The 22,535-nt window shown below is 46.1% G+C and carries 19 protein-coding genes; 11 read left to right on the top strand and 8 right to left on the bottom strand.

Annotated elements, in window-relative coordinates:
* The first annotated feature begins 31 nt into the window (after positions 1–31).
* Positions 32–1,003: an SPOR domain-containing protein gene (locus ACTRWI_RS01985; RefSeq protein ID WP_499128902.1), complete on the top strand. Its 972-nt coding sequence runs from the start codon at positions 32–34 to the stop codon at positions 1,001–1,003.
* A gap of 217 nt (positions 1,004–1,220) precedes the next feature.
* Positions 1,221–2,462 (top strand): NADH:ubiquinone reductase (Na(+)-transporting) subunit B, encoded by a 1,242-nt coding sequence (locus ACTRWI_RS01980; RefSeq protein WP_499128900.1) that lies wholly within the window; start codon positions 1,221–1,223, stop codon positions 2,460–2,462.
* A 71-nt stretch (positions 2,463–2,533) separates the two neighbouring features.
* Here the strand turns inward: ACTRWI_RS01980 and ACTRWI_RS01975 are convergent, their stop codons facing one another.
* From ACTRWI_RS01975 to ACTRWI_RS01960, 4 genes are all read right to left on the bottom strand, one after another.
* Positions 2,534–2,785 (bottom strand): DUF6482 family protein, encoded by a 252-nt coding sequence (locus tag ACTRWI_RS01975; RefSeq protein WP_499128898.1) that lies wholly within the window; start codon positions 2,783–2,785, stop codon positions 2,534–2,536.
* Positions 2,786–2,927: 142 nt separating this feature from the next.
* On the bottom strand, positions 2,928–4,652 hold the full coding sequence (locus ACTRWI_RS01970; RefSeq protein WP_499128896.1) for a hypothetical protein: 1,725 nt from the start codon (positions 4,650–4,652) through the stop codon (positions 2,928–2,930).
* Between the two features lie 201 nt (positions 4,653–4,853).
* Entirely contained in the window at positions 4,854–6,209 is a 1,356-nt protein-coding gene (gorA, locus tag ACTRWI_RS01965; RefSeq protein ID WP_004740943.1) for a glutathione-disulfide reductase, read from the bottom strand.
* 187 nt (positions 6,210–6,396) lie between these two features.
* Positions 6,397–7,236 (bottom strand): 23S rRNA (adenine(2030)-N(6))-methyltransferase RlmJ, encoded by an 840-nt coding sequence (locus tag ACTRWI_RS01960; RefSeq protein ID WP_004740945.1) that lies wholly within the window; start codon positions 7,234–7,236, stop codon positions 6,397–6,399.
* Positions 7,237–7,513: 277 nt separating this feature from the next.
* Here ACTRWI_RS01960 and prlC point away from each other — a divergent pair, with 277 nt between their 5' ends.
* On the top strand, positions 7,514–9,556 hold the full coding sequence (gene prlC, locus ACTRWI_RS01955) for an oligopeptidase A (RefSeq protein ID WP_499128893.1): 2,043 nt from the start codon (positions 7,514–7,516) through the stop codon (positions 9,554–9,556).
* Positions 9,557–9,623: 67 nt separating this feature from the next.
* On the opposite strand, the gene asnC is transcribed toward prlC, so the two are convergent.
* The gene (gene asnC, locus ACTRWI_RS01950) at positions 9,624–10,088 is read right to left on the bottom strand and encodes a transcriptional regulator AsnC (protein WP_004740948.1); all 465 of its coding nucleotides are present in this window, start codon (positions 10,086–10,088) and stop codon (positions 9,624–9,626) included.
* A 98-nt stretch (positions 10,089–10,186) separates the two neighbouring features.
* Between asnC and ACTRWI_RS01945 the strand changes: the two genes are divergently transcribed.
* From ACTRWI_RS01945 to ACTRWI_RS01935, 3 genes are all read left to right on the top strand, one after another.
* Entirely contained in the window at positions 10,187–13,315 is a 3,129-nt protein-coding gene (locus ACTRWI_RS01945) for an EAL domain-containing protein (protein WP_499128891.1), read from the top strand.
* Positions 13,316–13,487: 172 nt separating this feature from the next.
* Positions 13,488–14,255 carry a class I SAM-dependent methyltransferase gene (locus ACTRWI_RS01940; RefSeq protein ID WP_499128921.1) on the top strand — a complete coding sequence of 256 codons (768 nt, stop codon included), beginning with the start codon at positions 13,488–13,490 and terminating at the stop codon, positions 14,253–14,255.
* A gap of 121 nt (positions 14,256–14,376) precedes the next feature.
* Complete coding sequence (locus ACTRWI_RS01935) at positions 14,377–14,943, top strand: hypothetical protein (protein WP_499128889.1); 567 nt, start codon at positions 14,377–14,379, stop codon at positions 14,941–14,943.
* Between the two features lie 116 nt (positions 14,944–15,059).
* Here the strand turns inward: ACTRWI_RS01935 and ACTRWI_RS01930 are convergent, their stop codons facing one another.
* Together ACTRWI_RS01930 and uspA are read right to left on the bottom strand one after the other, a co-directional pair.
* Positions 15,060–15,938 (bottom strand): carboxylate/amino acid/amine transporter, encoded by an 879-nt coding sequence (locus ACTRWI_RS01930; protein WP_499128887.1) that lies wholly within the window; start codon positions 15,936–15,938, stop codon positions 15,060–15,062.
* A gap of 52 nt (positions 15,939–15,990) precedes the next feature.
* Positions 15,991–16,425 (bottom strand): universal stress protein UspA, encoded by a 435-nt coding sequence (uspA, locus tag ACTRWI_RS01925; protein ID WP_499128886.1) that lies wholly within the window; start codon positions 16,423–16,425, stop codon positions 15,991–15,993.
* A gap of 189 nt (positions 16,426–16,614) precedes the next feature.
* Between uspA and ftnA the strand changes: the two genes are divergently transcribed.
* From ftnA to ACTRWI_RS01910, 3 genes are all read left to right on the top strand, one after another.
* Complete coding sequence (gene ftnA / locus ACTRWI_RS01920) at positions 16,615–17,142, top strand: non-heme ferritin (RefSeq protein WP_063525422.1); 528 nt, start codon at positions 16,615–16,617, stop codon at positions 17,140–17,142.
* Between the two features lie 68 nt (positions 17,143–17,210).
* The gene (gene uspB / locus ACTRWI_RS01915) at positions 17,211–17,534 is read left to right on the top strand and encodes a universal stress protein UspB (RefSeq protein ID WP_499128885.1); all 324 of its coding nucleotides are present in this window, start codon (positions 17,211–17,213) and stop codon (positions 17,532–17,534) included.
* 228 nt (positions 17,535–17,762) lie between these two features.
* Positions 17,763–18,956: a BaiN/RdsA family NAD(P)/FAD-dependent oxidoreductase gene (locus tag ACTRWI_RS01910; protein ID WP_499128884.1), complete on the top strand. Its 1,194-nt coding sequence runs from the start codon at positions 17,763–17,765 to the stop codon at positions 18,954–18,956.
* A 123-nt stretch (positions 18,957–19,079) separates the two neighbouring features.
* Here ACTRWI_RS01910 and ACTRWI_RS01905 read toward each other — a convergent pair whose 3' ends face one another.
* Positions 19,080–19,985 carry a DMT family transporter gene (locus ACTRWI_RS01905; RefSeq protein WP_499128883.1) on the bottom strand — a complete coding sequence of 302 codons (906 nt, stop codon included), beginning with the start codon at positions 19,983–19,985 and terminating at the stop codon, positions 19,080–19,082.
* Positions 19,986–20,123: 138 nt separating this feature from the next.
* On the opposite strand from ACTRWI_RS01905, the gene rmuC reads away from it, so the two are divergent.
* Positions 20,124–21,656 carry a DNA recombination protein RmuC gene (gene rmuC, locus ACTRWI_RS01900; RefSeq protein ID WP_499128882.1) on the top strand — a complete coding sequence of 511 codons (1,533 nt, stop codon included), beginning with the start codon at positions 20,124–20,126 and terminating at the stop codon, positions 21,654–21,656.
* A 50-nt stretch (positions 21,657–21,706) separates the two neighbouring features.
* Positions 21,707–22,501: a bifunctional demethylmenaquinone methyltransferase/2-methoxy-6-polyprenyl-1,4-benzoquinol methylase UbiE gene (gene ubiE, locus ACTRWI_RS01895; protein ID WP_004740976.1), complete on the top strand. Its 795-nt coding sequence runs from the start codon at positions 21,707–21,709 to the stop codon at positions 22,499–22,501.
* Positions 22,502–22,535 lie beyond the last annotated feature (34 nt).

Below are 22,535 nucleotides of genomic sequence, written 5' to 3'. Positions count from 1 at the left end.
AATTAACCCCGTGAGGGTTTAAGTGGTGGTTATGAAATTGACAATGAATGATGTATGTCGCGCTGTGACTAGAAATTATCGTATGGGGCTTATTGCTGCATCCCTCTTGGTATCGAGCCAAGTTAATGCAGAATCGGTTTTATGTGATGCTACTCAGGCAAGTACCAATCAATTACCACTGCTAGAGCAATCATGTCCGATCGGTAAGGGTGTTTGGGGGAATAAAGCGCCTAAACGTCATTCAGATAACGAGCTGTTTTGGGTTCAATGTGGCCTGCTGAACAAGCCTTTGTCACTGAGCCAAGCAAAACCTCTTTACGGCAAAATTTCGACCAACGTATGGATGAAACCTGAGGGTGGTGATTATCGTTGTTTGATTGGTCCTTACTCTACATTTTCAGATGCAAGCAAAGATCTAGCTCAGGTTCGTAAGGTGCCAGGTTATGGCGAAGCCTTTATTCGTATGGTTGATAAGTCGCAGACCTCATCACAACCTATCGTGGCAAGAGCGGCCGAGCCGAAAGCAGCAAAACCGACACCGGTTAAGGCTCCTGTAAAACCTGCAACTAAGCCTGCGGCGAAACCCGTAGCAGCCAAGCCAGCGGCAGCAGTGACGAGTGCAGCCGCCATTAAGGCATTGCCAAGTGGTAGCAAAAATTCAGATAACGATCTAGAGATTGAAGTTCGCGTGACGGCAAATGTTGCCGGTAACCAATACGCGATCCCTTACCTGCTAGACCATGAGCAGCAGTTCTACATGGAGCAAGGTAAGCCTTGGAGTCGTTTGGATTATGGCAGCGCAGAGCTGGTATGTAATAAGATCAACATGAAGCTGATGACTGAAAAGCAGTGGCAGAGCATCCTAGGCTCAAAAGTGATGGAAAACCAGAGTTGGCCAATGCATCTACCTTATTGGGGGGCGGATAAGAAAGGCCTATTCACTAATGGTAACGTAAATCAACTCAAAGGCTCTTCGCTACTTAACGTGATGTGTGTGAAGTAACACGTCGGATTGAAGCCTTACTTAAGCCTCAGCGATTGCTGGGGCTTTGTTGTTTTTAAACCTCGTAATTCAAAGGCTAGGACATCCTGTTAAGTTGTATATAGTTAGCCGATGGTAGACATCTTCAAATGAATTTGATCAAAAATCACTAAAAATTGCTCAAATAGTGCAGTTGATGCGTAGAAAACTATAACTCAGCAATAAGGTGATTGAGATTATGAGTTTGAAAAAACGATTAGAAGATGTAGCTCCTAGCTTCGAAGCTGGGGGGAAGTACGAAAAGCTCTACCCAGTGTATGAGGCATTTGCGACCATATTTTACACCCCAGGGAATGTGAACCGAGGGATAACCCATGTCCGAGACAGTATTGACCTAAAACGGATTATGATTCTAGTGTGGTTAGCCACTTTCCCCGCGATGTTTTGGGGTATGTACAACGTAGGTCATCAATCCGTGATGGGGTTAACGGCTACCTATTCCGGTGCCGAGCTGGCTTCTATCATTGATAGTAGTTGGCGTCTATCTTGGGCGTTTGGTGATGCACAGTCGTTAGTAGCAAGCGGCTGGGGAAGCCAGATGTTTTTGGGGGCGCTCTACTTCTTACCTGTTTATGCCACCGTATTTGTGGTCGGGGGCTTCTGGGAGGTTTTATTTGCCGTTGTACGAAAACACGAGGTGAATGAAGGTTTTTTTGTAAGCTCGGTATTGTTTGCACTTATTCTTCCGCCAACCATCCCGCTGTGGCAAGCCGCTTTGGGTATTACCTTTGGTATTGTCGTTGCCAAGGAGTTGTTCGGTGGTACAGGACGCAATTTCCTTAACCCAGCCCTTGCTGGTCGAGCCTTTCTCTACTTCGCCTATCCTGCAAATATGTCCGGTGGCTTGGTATGGGTGGCAGCCGATGGTTATTCAGGCGCAACGCCTTTAAGCCAATGGTATGAAGGCGGCAGCACTTCGCTTGTCAATAACATGACAGGCGAGGCAATTACTTGGATGGATGCCTTCATCGGAAACATTCCAGGCTCGATGGGCGAAGTGTCTTCACTGCTTATTATGCTGACCGGTGTGATTCTGATTGTCATGAAGATAGCGTCTTGGCGTATTGTGGCTGGTGTGATTGTTGGTCTTGTAGTCACGTCGAGTCTACTGAACTGGATTGGATCGGATACTAACCCAATGTTTTCGATGCCGTTTTACTGGCACTTTGTATTAGGTGGCGTCGCGTTTGGTACTTTCTTCATGGCTACCGACCCGGTATCTGCAGCGTTCACTAATAACAGTAAATGGGCCTACGGGATCCTAATTGGCGTAATGACGGTCGGTATTCGAGTACTCAACCCTGCCTATCCAGAGGGCATCATGCTCGCAATCTTGTTTGCGAACCTGTTTGCTCCGTTATTTGATTTCATTGTGAAAGAACAGAATATTAAGCGTAGGCAAAAACGCATGGCGCGTTAATTCACTAAAGAAAAAGGCTTGCCGATGTGCAAGCCTTTCTATTGATATTGATAAAGAAATATAAAAGCCATTCAACTCCATTTCAAATCAATCTCGAATGGTTGTGTACTACCACAGTGCTCACCACACATCTCATCGTAAGCGCTGTTGTGAATCAGCGTTGCTGACGATACGCCTTGATTACTAAAGTGGTCACGCGCTTGGTTGACACTCAAAAATTTCATCGGGTGCTGGTGGTCGTCTTTAATTAATCGCTTTTGCTCGCCAACGACTTGGTAAGCTAAGTAAATCCCGCCTTCAAATGATTCAATTAGTAGATTCATCACAAACTCCATTGTTGTTCTAGATAGGTCTTTGTTTTGGTATCTACGTTAATAGTTGTTTGAAGGTTCATGTGGCTCCAAAATGAAAAAACCAGAAGCACAGCTCCTGGTTTCTGATTAGGTCATCAAAATAACTCAGTGACTAGTTGATTTTCTGCATGATGCTAACACGACCATTGGTGTTGCCTGTGTTATCCATCTTACGACGGATAAGTAGGCCTTCATCCCAGTTGGTGCCAGCAGGTTGGTATTCCCACTTAACGAAGTATTCATCATTTGAGTTACAAGACGAGCCTGCAACGTAATTGTCTTGGTCGCAGAAACGAACAACGGTGTTCAGTTCTGTTAGTGTCGCTTTAGAAGCTCGGTCTGTTTGACCAAACCACCAGTAATCAATAGCGCCTAACTCCGCATAGGTTGCATCAAACTGCCCCATATCTTCTGGCGAAGATTGGCCGCCGTTTTCGCTCTCACACTCAAAACCTGATGTCGTTACTTTTGTTGCGCCGAACACCATAGTACTTACTGCAACTTCGCCATTGTCACAGTACTCTTTTGTTTCCCATGTTCCTGTGAAATCCACGTAACGTTCAGAATCTTTTGTTGGGATCTCGTAGTAGTAAGCAACACGCTCGGTTACACGAGATGGGCTATTGCTAACGTCGCTACCCAGTGTTTCTTTCTTAACGATTTCAGAATAAATGCCAGTTACAGGATCGAAAGAGCCAGAAGTGGTATCACGAATCCAGTTTGATGTGTTGCTGTCTTCATCTTTGTCATCCCAGACATTGTTTGCTGTGTAGTGATTCAAGTCAGAAGCTTTTTGTACATCAAATGGCTTCCATCCTTCGATGTCTTCGGCTGTGAACTCTTCATCAGCGGTTGCTGATTGTGCCAAGTCTCGAAGTTTGTAGGCAAACGCGTCATTCAATACAAATTTACTATCAGGTGTCACTGAGCCATTTGTTTGGTCTACAGTATCATCCTTGTTTGTATCACAACCTTGTTGTTTCGAGCTGTCTTCATCTATCCATTGATTAGCAGAGTTAGATACACATGTTAGGTATTGCTCAGCAAAGCTTTCTGATAATGAATAGTCGTTAGATCCTGCTAACATAGTGACTGATTCTGCAGAATTTACTTTGAACGTCATCTCGGTCATGCCGCGAGTGCGCTCGAACATGTCTTCTTCCATTAGCTTGTCAGCGTGGACGTATATGAATTCTTTAGAGTTCTGGGTGACATCAATGTAACGAACGAACTTGCCAGCAGTGATAAATGGATTTGCAGAGTCATCACCGCGTTCCATTGATCCAAATGCAGATTGCATGTGTGTTAGAGCATCACTTTCGGAAGCGATTTTTGCAGTTTCTATACCAATCGCTTTTAGGAAGTCCGTTACGCTTGTAGTGTCGTCTAGACTTAGATCTTTCATCTTCGCTAACGTAGCAGCATCAGGTTCGCGCAGCATGTCTGGAATTGTCAGAACTTCATCTGAAGTGCTACCAAACTGGTTATCCAGAGACTGAAGTAAAATTGCTAGGTTAAGTGCGCGAGCGTATTTACCTGCTGCTTCAAATGGAGTCAGTACATCACGGTTTGATGCTGCACCTACTTTTAAGCCGTTTTCGCCGCCAATGAAGAAGGTAACCGTGTCGCTAGTCTTAGCGGTAAATTCGCCCTCACTGTTCGTAACACCGTTTAAGCCAGAACTAGTATTGTAGTAGATACCTTCAACAGCCGCGTCGATAAATTTGTTGGTTGCTGACGGTTCTGCAGGCGTTGTAGTGCCTGAATTAGAACTGTCGCTACCACAACCTGTTAAAGCCACTGCAATCGCCGCTGCGAGAATACTCACTTTTTTCATTACTCGTACATCCCTTATGTAGTTGAGTTATTTTTTGTTGTTATGTGTGTAATCAATAGCGTGCGATTATATTATTGCCTTAAATATATGTTAAGTGGATGAGTTACGATTCGGTTAATAAAAATGTGAACCATATGACAAAAAACGCAAAAAGCCGACACATGTCGGCTTTTTTATAATATTTCTATGACTTACAAAGAGTTAACGCATGGTAACGAATTCTTCGCTGCCCGTTGGGTGAATTGCCACAACAGAGTCGAAGTCTGCTTTGGTTGCACCCATCTTCATTGCAACGCCGAAGCCTTGAATCATCTCGTCAACCGTGAAGCCGATGCCGTGTAGACCAACGACTGTCTCTTCTTCGCCAGCACATACTAGTTTCATCTTACAAGGTTGACGGTGCTTGGTTACGGCTGTGTACATCGCAGTGAAGCCTGATGTGTAAACCTTGATGTTGTCTTTGCCATACTTCTCTTCAGCTTCTTGAGTCGTTAGGCCGATTGTGCCGATAGGTGGGTGGCTGAATACAACAGTAGGAACTAGGTTGTAGTCCATTTTTGCGTTAGTTTGACCGTTGAATAGACGCTCAGAAAGCTGACGACCTGCTTTAACTGCCACAGGAGTTAGCTCGATACCGCCTTCCATGATGTCACCCACACAGTAGATGCCAGGAACGTTAGTCGCTTGGAACTCGTCTACCTTGATGTAGCCACGGTCGTTTGTCTCAACGCCCGTTGATGCTAAGTTGATTGCGTCAGTCGCTGGGTGACGGCCAATAGCCCAGATTAGGTGGTCAACGTTTTGAGTGTTGCCATTCTCTAGGTGTAGAGTCAGTGTGCCATCCGCTTCTTTCACTACTTCTTTAGGCACAGAGTGCGTGTGAAGTGTTGGACCTTCTGCTTCCATCACCTCAACCAATGTCTCAACGATCATTGGGTCGAAGCTACGTAGCGGAGACTCTTTACGGCAGAACAGATGTGTCTCTGTACCAAGTGCGCTTAGTACGCCTGCGATCTCAACCGCGATGTAGCCTGCACCGATAACCGCAACGCGTTTCGGTTGCTCCATGAGCTCGAAGAAACCATTTGAATCGATGCCGTATTCTGCACCTGGGATGTTTGGAATCGTTGGACGACCACCTACCGCGATCAGGATGTGATCAGCTGTGTAGTGTTCACCGTTTACTTCAACCGTCTTTTCGTCAACGAATTTAGCAAAACCTTTGATTACGTTTACTTTGTTGTTACCAAGTACGCGATCGTAAGATTGGTGGATACGACCAATGTACGCTTGGCGGTTCTCAATTAGTTTGCTCCAGTTGAACTTCTTCACTTCAACATCAAAGCCGTAGTCTTCAGAGTATAGGTTGATCGCTTCAGCGACTTGAGCGCCGTGCCACATTACCTTCTTAGGAACACAACCAACGTTTACACAAGTACCACCAAGGTCTTGAGCTTCGATAAGTGCAACTTTTGCACCGTGCATTGCCGCGCGGTTTGCTGATGCGATGCCGCCGCTGCCGCCACCGATACAGATGTAATCAAAATGAGTCGCCATTACTTTCTCCATTTATTGAGGGTTGTAGTCACAGTGAGCACACTGGATACCTACGTCCTATAGATTCTAAAATTGTCTAATTATTATATTGAGGGCAGATTGGTTGAACTCAATCTCCCTGTTTTAAATTTATTTGTCCACATCACAGTCTTTTGACTGCTCTTTGAGCTTCGATGTGGCATCGAGATTACTCAGGTACGATCCACTCTACTTTGTAGTGACCGGTTGCTGGAGCAATTGCTTCCTTCAAGAATGGAAGAATCTCGTTCATTTGGCTTTCTAGTTTCCAGGGTGGGTTGATAACAATCATGCCTGATGCTGTCATGCCACGCTCGTTGGTGTCTGGTGATACACCAAGCTCGATCTGTAGAATCTTGTTGATGCCCAAGCTTTCTAAGCCTTCGATCATGTCTTCGATGTCACAACGGTTCACGACTGGGTACCAAATTGCGTAGATACCCGTTGCCCAGCGCTTATGGCTTTGAGCAATAGCTGTCACTACATCACGGTACTCTTTTGCAAGCTCGTACGGTGGATCGATCAGTACTAAGCCGCGGCGCTCTTTTGGCGGCAGACTTGCTTTTAGACGCTTAAAGCCATCTTCTTTGTAGATCGATACCTGACGATCACGGTGGAACTCTTGCTCAAGCAGCGGGTGGTCAGCTGGGTGAAGCTCGGTCAGTACCATGCGGTCCTGGTCACGTAGGTGGGCACGTGCAACACGTGGCGAACCTGGGTAGTAGCGAAGCTTGTCACCGTTGTTTAGCGTTGAGATAGACTCAAGGTAGCTTTGAATGTCTTCAGGAAGATTTTGCTGTTCCCAAACGCGAGCGATACCTTGTTTGTATTCACCGGTTTTTTCAGACCATTCATGCGTTAAGTCGTAACGACCTACACCAGAGTGAGTGTCATGGTAAACAAAAGGCTTATCCTTCTGTTTCAAAGAATTAAGAATAAGGCTCTGTACGATATGCTTTACTACGTCGGCATGGTTGCCTGCGTGGAAGCTGTGGCGATAACTTAACAAATTAAACTCTCGTAACACTCTCGTTTTAGAGTGTGGTTAGTGTAGGTGGGTTAATCTGATTATTATAACCCTCAATGGGCCATAAATTCTCGAACAATTCAGGGACAGTCGTCAGCTATCTGCAGTTAGTTATTGGTTCTACTATTGAAATTTGCCTTTATGGGCACTATTTAATAACTATTCGCAGGTGATTTTTAGGGCGCTGCTTAGCCTGATGACTGTAAGACGACCTCATTACAAAAAAGACGAAAGTCTCTAACGCCAAAGGAATGTTTATATGTCTAATCCGCTATTAACCTTCACGGACCTACCTCCGTTTTCACAAATCAAACCTGAGCACGTTAAGCCAGCGGTTGAGCAAGTGATTGAAGCGTGTCGCAACAAGATAGAACAAGTACTTGAAGGTAATACTTCACCAAGCTGGGACAACCTAGTTGCTCCAATTGAAGAAGTGGATGATCGTTTAGGCCGTGTTTGGTCACCAGTAAGCCACATGAACTCGGTAGTGAACAGCGACGAGCTGCGTGAAGCGTATGAAAGCTGTTTACCTCTGCTGTCTGAGTACGGCACCTGGGTTGGTCAACACAAAGGTCTGTTTGAAGCGTACAAAGCGATCAAGGCGAGCGAAGCATTCTCTGGATTAAATCGAGCTCAACAAAAAACCATTACCGATGCACTGCGTGATTTCGAATTATCAGGCATTGGTTTACCCGCTGACGAGCAGCACCGCTATGGCGAGATCAGCAAGCGTCAGTCTGAGCTGGGTTCTCAATTCTCCAATAATGTACTTGATGCAACCATGGGTTGGAGCAAGCAGGTCACTGATGTTGCTGAGTTGGCAGGCATGCCTGAATCAGCACTGGCGGCGGCAAAAGCGGCGGCAGAGGCTAAAGAGCAAGAAGGTTACCTGCTGACTTTAGATATCCCGTCGTACCTACCAGTAATGACCTACTGTGATAACCAAGAGCTGCGTAAAGAGCTGTACGAAGCTTACGTTACTCGCGCTTCAGACCGTGGTCCAAACGCAGGCAAGTGGGACAACACTGAGATCATCACTGAGCAGCTTAAATTGCGTCACGAGATCGCGCGTATGCTTGGCTTTGGCACTTACAGCGAGAAATCTCTGGCAACCAAAATGGCAGAGACGCCAGATCAGGTTCTGGGCTTCTTAAATGATTTAGCGGTGAAAGCAAAACCTCAAGGTGAGCGTGAAGTGGAAGAGCTGCGCCAGTTCGCTGAAAAAGAGTTTGGTGTGTCTGAGCTAGAACTTTGGGATATCCCTTATTACAGCGAAAAACAGAAACAGCACCTTTTCCAAATCTCAGATGAAGAGCTGCGTCCTTACTTCCCTGAATCGAAAGCGGTATCGGGTTTGTTTGAAGTACTGAATCGTGTATTTGGCATGACAGTGAAAGAGCGAGAAGGCGTCGATACATGGCATGAGTCGGTACGCTTCTTTGATATCTTTGATGCTAATGAAACATTGCGTGGCAGTTTCTACTTAGATTTATACGCTCGTGAACACAAGCGTGGCGGAGCATGGATGGACGACTGCCGTGGTCGTCGTATTACCGCTGCTGGTGAACTACAAACGCCAGTTGCTTACCTAACGTGTAACTTCAATAAACCGGTTGGCGACAAGCCAGCATTGTTTACCCACGATGAAGTTGTGACTCTGTTCCACGAGTTTGGCCATGGTATCCACCATATGCTGACTCAAGTAGAAGCAGGCGCGGTTGCCGGTATCAATGGTGTGCCTTGGGATGCGGTTGAGTTGCCAAGTCAGTTCCTAGAAAACTGGTGTTGGGAAGAAGAGGCTCTAGCATTCATTTCTGGTCACTTCGAAACCGGTGAAGCTTTACCAAAAGAGATGCTAGAGAAAATGCTAGCGGCGAAGAACTTCCAATCAGCGATGTTCATTTTGCGCCAGCTAGAGTTCGGTCTGTTCGACTTTACGCTACACACTACTTACGATCCAGAAGTGGGCGCGCGCGTACTTGAAACACTGGCTGACGTGAAGTCTAAAGTGGCTGTACTACCAAGCCTTGATTGGAACCGTTTCTCACACAGCTTCAGCCACATCTTCGCTGGTGGTTACAGCGCGGGTTACTACAGCTACCTATGGGCTGAAGTACTTTCGGCAGATGCGTTCTCAGCATTTGAAGAAGAGGGTATCTTCAACACTGAAACGGGTAATCGCTTCCTGAATAACATCCTAGAAATGGGTGGCAGTGAAGAGCCAATGGAGCTGTTCAAACGCTTCCGCGGTCGTGAGCCGCAAATTGACGCGATGCTGCGCCATGCAGGTATCAGCGCGTAATATTGTGCGGTTAGAATGTAAAAAGAGCCTCCTTGTGAGGCTCTTTTTGTCTCTGTTTATCAATTGATTATGGGTTCACATTACGATTGATTGGGTTTTGCAGTGAGATTAGCGTCTCGGTCGATTGCACCTCGTCAATTGCCTGTAACTTATCGATCAGGACGAACTGCAGCTCTTCAATCGATTTACACATCAACTTAACGAAAATATTGTAGGCTCCAGTGGTGTAGTAGGCTTCAACTACCTCATCTAGGGCATTCAGCTTGGCGATTGCCGAGTGGTAATCTTTGGCTGCATTAAGGTTGATACCAATAAAGCAACATACGTCGTAACCTAGCTTTTTCGTGTTTATCACCACCTCAGTACGCTCAATAATGTCGGCCGATCTCATTTTCTCGATTCGGACGTGAATAGTCGCGGGGCTTACGTCAAACTGCTTTGCCATCTCAGCGTAAGGCGTACGAGCATCTTCCATTAAGGTTTTCAGAATGGCACGGTCTAGATCATCGAGACGAGCGGTAGTTGTGGACATGCTTAACCCTTAGATTGAGTGAAAATATATTGGCTAGAGCACATATCTTAGCCAAGGGTGATAATATTAGCAGCAACAATGATGTTAGGGTAAATTCAGTGCGATTTTGGGTGTTATTTATTGCGATGTGTTGGAGCGTATTTGCTTCGGCGCAGACAAAAGATGTATTGGTGATCCACTCCTACCATCAAGGTTTTTTCTGGACGGATGATTTCCATAAAGGGTTGTCCGAAGCACTTGATCGCGACGGGTTGTCTTACCGCGTCGTTTACCTTGACAGCAAACGTTCTCAAAACCCTGAATACTTAGAGCGCGTTTACCAGCTTTACCATACCAAATTAATGCACGAAGAGTTTGCAGCGGTTGTGGTGAGTGATAACAACGCCCTCAATCTGATGAAGCGTTTAGCGTCCGATCTCGATGGAACCCCGGTCATCTTCGGTGGCATCAACAACTTCTCTCCTAAAATGATCGAAGGCTTGAATGCAACGGGTATCACTGCAGACATCGATCTGGTTGGTAACATCGAACTGATTAAGCGCCTCCAGGCGAACGTGAAAAAGGTCTACATGGTGACCGATCACTCGGTGAATGGTGAGGCCATTCGCGCGCAAATCGATCTGTTCATTGAAAACAACCCTAACTTTGCAGATTTAATCGAACACTATGTTCCAGACTCATACCAAGAACTGACGACTTTTTCGCAGCGCGCAGACTTAGGGAAAAGTTTGCTGTTTTGGGCGTATTACCGAGATGCGAAAGGTAATGTGAGTACTGATGAGGACTGGCGTCAGCTGAACATTAAAACGCAAATGCCACTGTATATGGTGCACGACTTAGGTCTAGGTTTTGGTGCCATTGGCGGAGTAATTCAAAGCGGTGAAACTCAAGGACGTAACACGGGTCGTGTTTTGTTGAAAGTGTTGGCGAATCCTAATGAACCGTTGCCTCCTGTGGTTGCAGGTTCACCGGAGATTAAACTCGACTATCAACAAATATCGCGTTGGGATTTGGGGGCAGAAAACGAAGCGGCAGTAACGTTTCTTAACAAGCCAAAGCCTTTCCTGATGCGCTATCGCGATGAAATTCGCAATATTGGTTTAATGTTCCTTGGTATGTCATGCGTAATCGCCATCTTGGTGTATTACCTCAATCGTCTCAAGAAGAGTGAACGAGCAAGCCGCCAAAGCCAGCGACTGTTGGAGTCGATATTCGACCAGAGCCTTCAGTTTATGGGCATTATCGACAAAGGCGGTGTGTTGCTGTCGAGTAATAGCAAGCTGCATGAGCTGCTCTATAATCAGGGCTATAAGCTAGGAACACCTTTGCAAGAACATCAGCACTGGGAAGATTCTGCCAGTGAGGTGTTGAAAGAGTATTTTATTGAGCGAGATGATCACCCATCTTTACGCTTTGAAGCTGAGGTTTGGTGCCGAGATCGCGGTGCGATGGTATTGGATATCTCATTAAAGCCGATGCCGGGTAGTGAAGAAGGTGATATTCAGTTCTTGTTTGAGGCGCGCGATGTCACTTCACGTAAGTTAGCTGAGAACAAGCTTTTCCAGCGGGAAGCGAACCTAAAACTCTATTACGACAAACAACCGGTGATGATGATCACCTTGGATGGCAATAACCGCATCCAACAAGTGAATCAGTTTGCCGAAGAGTTGCTTGGCTACCCACTGGATGAGCTTTTAGGTCATCGCCCTAGAGAGTTCTATGTCGATGAAAACGCAATGATTCCACGTCATATCTTGTTGCAGCCACAGTACAAGATTCGTGGTGTATGGCGTCGTGATATTGAATATCGTCATGCTGATGGCAGTACGATTTGGATTCGAGAAAATATCCGCCCGCTGGTGGAGTCTGATCAGTTGTTGATTGTGGGTGAGGACATCACTGAGACACATGAGCTTTCAGAAAAGTTAGAGTATCAGGCACGCTATGATTTGCTGACTGATACCTTTAACCGTAACCACTTTGAGCAAGAGCTACAGAAGGCACTCAAAGAGGTTGAGAGTCACATGCGCACTCACGCAATGCTGTTTTTAGACCTAGACCAGCTGAAAGTACTGAACGATACCGCAGGGCATGAAGCGGGCGATGCCGCGATTTTGTTTAGTGCGCAGTTATTGGAAGAGGTACTGCCATACAAAGCGGTATTGGCGCGTATGGGTGGGGATGAGTTTGCGGTGCTCATCAAAGACTGCACTGAGCGAGACGCGGTGAATGTGTGTCGCAGTATCATTTCGATGATGGGCGACAATCCATTCTTGTGGGGTGACATCCGACTAAACTTAACCTGCTCTATCGGTATTCGACTGATCGACCATACTGCTGCAACGCCACAAATGGTGCATGCTCAGGCAGATGCGGCGTGTCATGCGGCTAAAGAGGAAGGGCGTAATCGTTATCACCTCTACCATCAAGATGATGAAGACTTGCGTCGACGTCACCTAGAGATGGAATGCGTTAACCTAGTGCATGAAGCCCTGGCCAATGATCGCTTGGAGTTGTTTGCACAGCGTATTCTTGGCTTAGACGAAGACAGCGACAAAATGCACTTCGAGATCTTAGTGCGCATTAAGAATGTGGATGGGGAATACATCTCTCCGGGGATCTTCATGCCTGCTTCTGAGCGCTACAACATTGCGCATTTGATTGACCGCCAAGTGATCGGTCAGACACTCAGTTGGTTAGAGCAACGCCCACATCTGATTGATGCTTTAGGGATGTGTTCTATTAACCTTTCCGGCCACTCGATGGGCAATCGAGAGTTTGTTGAGTTCTTGATTGAAAGCTTGAGCAACTCGTTGATTCCGTCTCATAAGTTCTGCTTAGAGATCACCGAAACAGCGGCGATGAGTAACATGAAGCAGGCGATCAAGTTCTTCACTCGAATCAAAGACCTTGGCTGCATGATTGCGCTCGATGATTTCGGGTCTGGGTTATCGTCGTTTGGTTACTTGAAGAAGCTACCAGTCGACATCGTTAAGATCGATGGTTTGTTCGTGCGTGATATTGATGTCAATGAGATGGACCATGTGATGGTTCGTTCTATCAATGATCTAGCCAAGCAGATGGGTAAGCACACAGTGGCTGAGTTCGTTGAAAACACCCAGATCATCGACAAGCTGATTGAGCTCGGTGTTAACTATGCACAGGGCTACATCATTGGCCGACCTAAGCCGCTTGCTGAGCTGGTTGATGAGCTTCAGCAAGAGTGATCGCTAGAAAACGCAAACTAACCATGCCTGCGTACGGTCCTTGTTTTCATCTCGCTACTTTAGGTGCTAATAGTTTGCACCGCTAATATGTATTGTTGAGGCAATCAGGTAAACTGGTTGCCTCTTTTGTTTTTAATACTACTGTCTGTTGGAGACGACCTTGCAACTACAACTGATTTGCGAAGATGCTACCCAAATCGATCATCTGAATGACTTAGCGACCCGTTGGAATTTATCTCACGATGAAAACAGCGAATTTGCTTTGGTGCTGACTAGCGAGCGACTTGAACTGCGCAAAGTAGACGAGCCCAAACTAGGCGCTATCTTCGTTGATTTAGTTGGCGGCGCGGTTGGTCATCGACGTAAGTTTGGTGGTGGCAAAGGCCAAGCTATCGCCAAGGCGGCAGGTTTAAATAAAGGCGCTACGCCAACCATTCTTGATGGTACGGCTGGCCTAGGGCGCGATGCATTTGTACTCGCTTCTTTAGGTTGCAAGGTGCAGATGGTCGAGCGTCACCCTGTTGTTGCAGCGCTGCTTGATGATGGATTACAGCGTGCACAGCAAGACCCTGATATCGGTGGCTGGGTTAGCAAACGTATGAAGTTGATTCATGCTTCAAGCCATGATGCGCTGGATAAGCTCAGCGACGACCCTCACTTTGAGCGACCGGATGTGGTGTATCTAGATCCAATGTACCCACACCCTGAGAACAAAAAGAAATCGGCTTTAGTCAAAAAAGAGATGCGCGTATTCCAATCTTTGGTCGGTGCAGACTTAGATGCGGATGCTCTATTGGCACCTGCAATGAAGCTCGCATCAAAGCGAGTGGTGGTCAAAAGACCCGATTATGCGGCTTGGTTAGATGAGAAAAAACCGAGTATGGCGATCGAAACCAAAAAGAACCGTTTTGACGTGTATGTGAAAGCATCAATGACTTAGCGATGCGCTAAGAAAATTTCCCGTCATAAATACGATAAATTGCCATTTAACACTTGCGATAGTCGCGTTACGGATGTATATCTAACTAAGAATCATTATTATTCTTAGCTGGAGTTGTAGCATGGCTAAACGCTTTTGTAAGTTAAATCGTCGAGATATTACCGAACACCTAGGCGAGATCCACAGCTTGGTTACTGAGCCAAAGTTTGTGTGCCGTTCTTGTGCACGTTCATCGGCGGACGAAGCGAACCTGTGCAAACCAACTGCAATTCCACCGCTCGGTTGCCAGAGTAAGCCAGCTGAAGAAAAGGCGGCTTGTGGTCTGTTAGCCGAAACGCTACCAAAGCCTGAGGTCACCCTGGCAGAGATGCTTGATTCATCAGTACAGATGTTTGACCCAGCCGTTGCTCTCGGAGATGCAGAGAAACAAGCGACACCGAAAAAAGACAAACTGAAAAAACGCATCGCTAACGCGAGTGGTGATGAAAAATCAGAACTTAAGCGAGCGAAGAAAGCAGCTAAGAAACAAGAGAAATACAACAAGAAGCTGGCGAAGATGATTAAGAAGCAGCAAAAGCTGTTTAAGAAAAGTCAGAAGCTGGAAAGTGAATTGGAACGCATCAACTTACGACTTGATGATGTAACTTTCACTGAAAACCAGGCTGTGGTTGTGAATCACATTCACTAACAACAGCTGTTGAACATTATTCAACACGTTAGCCATATCTAAAAAGAGCGACCTTAGGTCGCTCTTTTGCTTTTTGTCTCAGACGAGAACTTAGCCGTGCTGGCGCATTCAATCTATTAGGTGTTGCTCGCCGATCTCGCCACACGCTTTTTCACCCACGTCTCATTCACGATGAGAGAAAGCAAGATAACTCCGCCGCCAATCGATAGTCGTACCAAATCAACGTCTCGGTTCCAGATCAGGATGTTTACGACTAGACCTGCAGGTACCAACACGTTGTTCATTACGGCAAGTGCACCTGCGTTTACCATGCATGCACCTTTGTTCCACATAAAGTAACCCAACCCAGAAGCAATTAAGCCTAGGTAGATAAGGATTCCCCATTGAAGTGAAGTGGTTGGTAGTTTTTCAGGGTTGCCTAGAAGCATGAACGCAACCGAAGCCACGCACAGAGCGCCCAGGTAGAAATAGCCAAATACCGTATGTTGAGGAAGCTCTGTCGACTCCTTCTCCATCACCACTTTGTAGCCCACCTGACCAATCGCAAAGCAGAGGTTTGCACCTTGCACGACTAGGAATCCAACCAAAAAGTCGTCGTTAATTCCAGCGAACTTAATGAATACTGCGCCCAATACCGCAATCGCAGCCGTGACTAAGTACCAAGGTGAGAATTGCCCTTTTAGGAAGTCATAAATTAGAGTGACATAGATTGGAGTAAAGACGGTAAATAGCAGCACTTCCGGTACGGATAGCAGCAAGAAAGATTGATAGTAGAAGCAGTACATCAGGCCAAGCTGAATACCACCAATCGCCATCAATTTAACGATCAACTTACCAGGGATGCCACGGAACTTTAGGAAAGGAAGAAAGACGATACCTGCTAGAGCAACACGCATCAGAACAGAGAACCAAGAATCAACCTGACCAGCAAGGTAGACGCCAATCAGGCTAAAAGAGAAGGCCCATAGGAGGGTAACACCAGCTAAATAGCTCATAGTAAAACTTCGTTATTGAGAGATGAGCTGTATGTTACCTAACCTTAAATCATTAGTCTTCTGAATCTCTTAGAGGCACGACCAGCATATCAACCGGAGTGGCATTGATCAGTTGTCGTGTAGAAGAGAGCAGTTTGCTCCAAAAGTCCTGATGGTGACCACACACCACTAAATCAACGTTGTATTCGGTGATGGTATCGCACAACTCATGGCTCAAATCGCCGCTACCCACAAGCGTGTGAGTGATCGGGTATTGAGCATGCTCTGCAAAGTTTTGTAGCTGAATACGAGACGCTTCCATCGCGTTGTGTTGGGTCTCTGCCATGTTGATGTCAATCAGCCCGGTATAGAGCTCGGCATAGTTAATATCGATATGGATAAAAGAGACTTTGGCTCCTAATGGCTTTGCCAATGCTACCGCTTTATCCACAATTAATTTGCTGTCATCTGATAAATCGACCGCGACCAAAATATGTTTGTAACTCATATCGCTACCTCCTTTATTCATTGTCTGATTAAAGATTAGCACTGTGCGATGCCTTTTTTTGCTGAAGTGATCTCATATCCATCGTCTTGCGTAGTGAAGGTTCAAAATATCGGTTAACTAATAGTCAGCGAGATATTAATAAAATAGTGATATAGTAGAGAAAATTGAGGATGTACTTAGGAGTCTTAAATGCTGTCAAAAACTATGGTTGAGCAACTGAACGAGCAAATTAATCTAGAATTTTTCTCATCCAATCTATACTTACAAATGAGTGCTTGGTGTGAAGACAAAGGATTTGAAGGTGCAGCAGAGTTTCTGCGTGCTCATGCGGTAGAAGAAATGGAACACATGCAGCGTCTTTTCACTTACGTGAGTGAGACCGGTGCAATGCCAATTTTAGGTGCGATCGAAGCACCAAAACATGAATACGATAGCCTTGGTGCGGTGTTCCGAGAAACTTATGAGCATGAGCAAATGATTACTGAAAAGATCAATAAGCTGGCTCACGTTGCTTTCAGCACACAAGATTACTCAACCTTTAACTTCCTGCAATGGTACGTTGCAGAGCAACACGAAGAAGAGAAGTTGTTTAAAGGTGTACTGGATAAGCTAGAACTTGTTGGAGAAGACGGTAAAGCACTGTTCTTTATAGACAAAGACCTAGCGCAATTGGCAAAAGATGGTTCATCTTCAATCATGGATGCTCCTGCAGCCTAGGCTGTAAGAAAAAGACTCTGATTATCTTTTTCTTTTGAGTTTTCCTTTGAAGATGTAGGGAGGAAAGAATGATCAGCGGCGACACTATTCTATTTGCACTAATGGCTGTGACGTGTGTGAACTGGGCGCGTTATTTCACGACGCTACGAACACTCATTCATATTATGCGAGAAGCGCATCCTCTACTTTATCAACAAGTAGACGGAGGCGGGTTCTTCACAACTCATGGCAATATGACTAAACAGGTTCGATTATTTAGTTACATCAAAAGCAAAGAGTATCACCATCACCACGACGAGGTGTTTACTTCTAAATGTGATCGAGTGAGAGAGCTATTCATACTGTCTTCGGTTCTGCTTGGTGTGACGTTATTGGCCGCCTTTATCGTTTAGGCAAATCAACGTGTGTGATTAGAGTGTCGGTTATTTCTCGTAGAACTTTGACAAGCACTAGTGGTTGAGCGGAATTTGTACGATTGAACACCAATTGCAAAGTTTAAAATTGACGCTAAAATAGCGAGCAGTTAGTAAGGATGTGCTGTTAATGCACATCCTTTTTTATTGATGGCATTTTGAGAACAGGGCGTCCTCAAGGTGCAAAGTGAAGAAAGCAGAACCGCAATGAGTGAAAAATTTGATGTAATCGTGATTGGTGCGGGCGCCGCAGGCTTAATGTGTGCCGCGGAAGCTGGTAAACGTGGCCGACGAGTGCTGGTGGTTGATCATGCGAAAAAGCCAGGCAGAAAAATTTTAATCTCAGGTGGTGGTCGTTGTAATTTCACCAACTACGATGTGTCTGCGAATAACTTCCTGTGTAAAAACCCTCACTTCGTAAAGTCAGCTTTGTCTCAATACACCAACTGGGATTTCATCTCTATGGTGAGCAAGTACGGCATTGAATTTGAAGAGCGCGATCATGGTCAGCTATTTTGTGTGAATGACCATACAGCAAAAGATATCGTGAGCATGCTGCTTGAAGAGTGTCAGCAAGCGAAAGTTGAGCAACGCTACCGCTGCGACGTTCACTCTATCGAAAAGACCGACTCTGGCTTTAAGATGCACCTAAATACCGACCAAGTTGAATGTGATTCACTGGTGGTAGCGACCGGTGGCTTATCGATGCCTAAACTGGGCGCAACGCCATTTGGCTACAAGATTGCGGAGCAATTTGGTTTGTCGGTCATGCCGACCACAGCAGGCTTAGTGCCGTTTACGCTGCATAAAGAAGACAAAGAAGATTTCGCCGAGCTCTCTGGTATCGCAATTCCTGCGGAGATCACGGCACAAGATGGAACCTTATTTAAAGAAGCGCTGCTGTTTACGCATCGCGGTCTATCTGGCCCTTCTGTACTGCAAATCTCTTCGTTCTGGAAAGCGGGTCAAAAGGTGACGATTAACCTTGTACCAAACGACGATGTTGCCGAACTGCTTGAACGCAGCCGCGAGAAGCACCCGAACCAATCTCTAAAGAACACGCTAGCAAAAGTACTACCAAAGCGTTTGGTTGAAGTGCTGATTGAACGTAAAGAATTGGCAGACAAACCACTTAAGCAGTTCAACCAGAAAGAGATGGCAACCATCGTTGAGCGTCTAGAAAACTGGGCGGTTGCACCAAACGGCACAGAAGGCTATCGGACTGCAGAAGTGACTCTAGGCGGCGTAGATACCGATCACCTGTCATCCAAAACCATGGAATGTAAGAACATTAAAGGCTTATTCTTCGTTGGTGAGGTGATGGACGTAACGGGCTGGCTTGGTGGTTACAACTTCCAATGGTGTTGGAGTTCAGGCTTTACTGCTGGTCAGTGGGTGTAAGCATTTCGCTTTTCTAACCTAGATAAATTGCATAAAAATGGCGAGTCATACGACTCGCCATTTTTGTATCTTATTATAAGCTAAAGCGGCTAAATTGATGATTTTCTCAATCAATCGACGCTTTTAGCTCTCATTGGCAACTGTTTTGTCTTTTGAGAATTTGAGTTGTTGAATCACCAAACCAGCAATAATCAGCACTAAACCAAACAGCGTTGATGGGTGAATTTCTTCGCCGATAATGGTCGAAAGTAGGATCAAAGAGATAAAAGGTGATGCGAAAATCAGGTTACTGATACGGGCCGTGTTGTTGGTTAGTTTCAATGCTGATAGCCACAATACAAAGGTAATCCCCATCTCAAACAGGCCGACATAAGTCACCGCCATCCAACCTTTCGCCGTGATTTGGCTAAAGCTCTCGCCTTCGAAAATGGTTAAACCAATCGCGAAGGGCAGCGCCACTAAGAATCCTAGTAGTACGCCTACCACAGGATCAGCCTTGTTTTTGGTGTTAAGGATCCAGTAGCCCGCCCACAGTAGTGTTGAAAGCAGTGCTAGTGCTACGCCAAGTGGGCTATCGAACTGCATACCTAGCACATCGCCCTTGGTAGCAATCACGACCACACCCGCATAACTGAAGGTACACGCCACCCAATCTTGCTTGCGAATCTTTTGCCCCAGAAAAACCGCTGCCATCAGTGTTAGCGTGATAGCCCAGCTGTAGTTGATGGCCTGAGCTTGAGAAGCTGGCAATAGGTCGTATGCTTTGAAGAGGATCAGGTAGTAGGCCAGAGGGTTAACCAAACCGAGCAGTAGGTAGTACCAAGGGTTTGATAGGAATGTTGTGCTTAGCTGAGAAAGCTTACCTTGAAAGGCGCAGACCGCGATCAGCGCAATCGACGACACAATGCTGGCAATGGTCAGCATTTGGATAGGTGAAAACTCAGCAAGGGTCAGCTTAAAAGCAGTAGCGACCGTTGACCACAGCAGTACTGCGGAAAGGCCAAAGCCCAAGGCACGATGTTCGTTCATGACAACTCATTCTAATTGGGTGGGACTGAATACGGAGCATTTAGTCTATCTGTCGAATTTTAATACGGCAAACTGGACATTTATCCAGTATCAAAATACCATTTAATGAGTTATTTCCAATTAGGCTAAATCATTATCATGCAATGGATTATCGAACATCAGGCAACGCTTATTGCTGCACTTTCTGGCGTACTCGTCAGCGGCGGCGTCGTGGGGTGGTGGGTTAAACAGAAGCTCTCTTTTCAGCAGCGATTGCTCGAGCAGCAACTTGAGTCTGATCGTTTGTTGCATGAATCTCAGCAATCACAGCTCAAATCCTCCCTGGCAGAGGCACAGCAAGAGCTCGATGAAATGGATGACGAGCGAGACAAAGCCGCGTTCGAGCTTAAACAAGCACATGGCAAGGTGATGGCGGCAATGGAAAAGCTTCGCTACTTCGAAGCGGTCAAACAAGAACGACAGCAGTATGCCGATGAGATTAATGTGCTGAAAGACCATAAGTCTGAGTTGGAGGCTGAACTGCGTGAGCAAGAGGCAAGGCACGATCAAGAGAACCTTGCTAACAGTGAAAAGCTACAGCTCTTAGAGCAGGCTGAATCACGCTTAAAGCAGCAGTTCGAGCATCTTGCCAATCAGCTGTTTGAAACCAAAACTGCTAAGGTCGATCAGCAAAACAAGCAGAGTTTAGAAGGGTTACTCTCACCGCTAAGAGAGCAATTAGAAGGCTTCAAGAAGCAGGTTAACGATAGCTTTAGCCAAGAAGCCAAAGAGCGTCATACCTTAGTACATGAGCTGAAAAATTTGCAGCGCCTTAATGAAAACATGACTCGTGAAGCGGTTAATCTGACGCAGGCGCTCAAGGGTGACAACAAACAACAAGGTAACTGGGGTGAAGTGGTACTGGCACGTGTGCTTGCTGAGTCTGGTCTGCGAGAAGGGCACGAGTACCAAACGCAAGTGAACCTACAGAACGACGCAGGCAAGCGCTATCAGCCCGATGTGATTGTCCATTTGCCACAAGATAAGCAAGTGGTCGTGGATTCGAAAATGGCGTTGGTCGCGTTTGAGCGCTACTTCAATGCCGAAACCGATCAGCAGCGTGATGCCGCATTGCGTGATCACCTGGTCTCACTGAGATCGCACATCAAAGGCCTGAGCCAGAAGGATTATCATCAGCTCAAAGGCATCCAAAGCTTGGATTACGTGCTGATGTTTATCCCTGTTGAACCTGCATTCCAAGTGGCGATTCAATCTGACCCAAGCTTGGTGAAAGACGCGATGGAGCAAAACATCATCTTGGTCAGCCCAACTACTTTGCTGGTGGCTCTGCGCACCATTGATAACTTGTGGCGCAATGAAAGACAGAATCAGAACGCTCAGGTGATTGCCGAGCGCGCGAGCAAGCTTTACGACAAGCTGCGTCTGTTTGTCGATGATATGGAAGGTCTTGGTAGCTCTCTAGATAGAGCCAATCAAAGCTATCAAGGTGCCATGAATAAGCTAGTAACAGGCCGAGGTAATGTGATTCGTCAGGCAGAAAGCTTCAAGCAACTTGGCGTTGAGGTGAAGAAACCTATCTCTATTGGCTTGGCAGAAATGGCGCAAAATGAGGCTTTTTCAGAAAATGCCTCCTTAGTAGAAAGACAACCCGCTGAGGATAAAGTAAACTAATCGGCCGCAGCGCCTCTAAACACAGAGTGTGCTGTCGATGAGAAATTACCATGGTAGATAACAGCATTATGGACACAAGCGTGCAGACAAATTCAGCAGTAGAGTCAGAAACCACACACTTTGGTTTCGAAACAGTCGCGAAAGACGAAAAAGTCGCGAAAGTAGCAGAGGTATTTCACTCTGTAGCCGCTAAATACGACATCATGAATGACTTAATGTCGGGTGGTGTTCACCGTTTGTGGAAACGATTCACGATTGATTGCAGTGGCGTTCGCCCTGGTCAGCGTATTCTAGACCTTGGTGGTGGTACTGGTGACCTGACGGCGAAATTCTCGCGTATCGTTGGTGAAAAAGGCCATGTAGTTCTTGCTGATATCAACAATTCAATGCTGAATGTTGGCCGCGATAAACTGCGTGATAGCGGTATTGTTGGCAACGTACATTACGTACAAGCGAATGCTGAAGAGCTGCCTTTCCCAGACAACTACTTCGATTGCATTACTATCAGCTTCTGCCTGCGTAACGTAACCGATAAAGATAAAGCACTGCGCTCTATGTACCGTGTGCTTAAGCCGGGTGGTCGCCTCTTGGTTCTAGAGTTTTCTAAGCCAGTACTTGAGCCACTGTCTAAAGTATACGATGCGTACTCATTCCACCTATTGCCAAAAATGGGTGAGTTGATTGCTAACGATGCAGACAGCTACCGTTACCTTGCAGAATCTATCCGCATGCACCCAGACCAAGAAACACTGGAAGGCATGATGCAAGAAGCCGGTTTTGAGAATACGAAATACTACAACCTAACGGGCGGCATTGTAGCGCTGCACCGAGGTTACAAGTTCTAGTTGAGCTTGGTAGCAAGCACGTTGAGTGTGTTAG

This window comes from Pseudoalteromonas sp. G5_S1_14_S5, from assembly GCF_054968605.1.
Note: the sequence above shows the minus strand (reverse complement) of the source record. Positions and strands in the feature narration are given on the sequence as shown.

What these genes read in the sequence shown, in the direction of transcription:
- ACTRWI_RS01935 (WP_499128889.1), top strand. Translation starts at nt 14,377, where the DNA reads ATGGCTAAACGCTTTTGTAAGTTAAATCGTCGAGATATTACCGAACAC.
- ftnA (WP_063525422.1), top strand. Translation starts at nt 16,615, where the DNA reads ATGCTGTCAAAAACTATGGTTGAGCAACTGAACGAGCAAATTAATCTA.
- ACTRWI_RS01930 (WP_499128887.1), bottom strand. Translation starts at nt 15,938, where the DNA reads ATGAGCTATTTAGCTGGTGTTACCCTCCTATGGGCCTTCTCTTTTAGC.
- ACTRWI_RS01910 (WP_499128884.1), top strand. Translation starts at nt 17,763, where the DNA reads ATGAGTGAAAAATTTGATGTAATCGTGATTGGTGCGGGCGCCGCAGGC.
- ACTRWI_RS01975 (WP_499128898.1), bottom strand. Translation starts at nt 2,785, where the DNA reads ATGAATCTACTAATTGAATCATTTGAAGGCGGGATTTACTTAGCTTAC.
- prlC (WP_499128893.1), top strand. Translation starts at nt 7,514, where the DNA reads ATGTCTAATCCGCTATTAACCTTCACGGACCTACCTCCGTTTTCACAA.
- ACTRWI_RS01980 (WP_499128900.1), top strand. Translation starts at nt 1,221, where the DNA reads ATGAGTTTGAAAAAACGATTAGAAGATGTAGCTCCTAGCTTCGAAGCT.
- ubiE (WP_004740976.1), top strand. Translation starts at nt 21,707, where the DNA reads ATGGTAGATAACAGCATTATGGACACAAGCGTGCAGACAAATTCAGCA.
- ACTRWI_RS01985 (WP_499128902.1), top strand. Translation starts at nt 32, where the DNA reads ATGAAATTGACAATGAATGATGTATGTCGCGCTGTGACTAGAAATTAT.
- gorA (WP_004740943.1), bottom strand. Translation starts at nt 6,209, where the DNA reads ATGGCGACTCATTTTGATTACATCTGTATCGGTGGCGGCAGCGGCGGC.
- asnC (WP_004740948.1), bottom strand. Translation starts at nt 10,088, where the DNA reads ATGTCCACAACTACCGCTCGTCTCGATGATCTAGACCGTGCCATTCTG.
- ACTRWI_RS01970 (WP_499128896.1), bottom strand. Translation starts at nt 4,652, where the DNA reads ATGAAAAAAGTGAGTATTCTCGCAGCGGCGATTGCAGTGGCTTTAACA.
- rmuC (WP_499128882.1), top strand. Translation starts at nt 20,124, where the DNA reads ATGCAATGGATTATCGAACATCAGGCAACGCTTATTGCTGCACTTTCT.
- ACTRWI_RS01905 (WP_499128883.1), bottom strand. Translation starts at nt 19,985, where the DNA reads ATGAACGAACATCGTGCCTTGGGCTTTGGCCTTTCCGCAGTACTGCTG.
- uspA (WP_499128886.1), bottom strand. Translation starts at nt 16,425, where the DNA reads ATGAGTTACAAACATATTTTGGTCGCGGTCGATTTATCAGATGACAGC.
- uspB (WP_499128885.1), top strand. Translation starts at nt 17,211, where the DNA reads ATGATCAGCGGCGACACTATTCTATTTGCACTAATGGCTGTGACGTGT.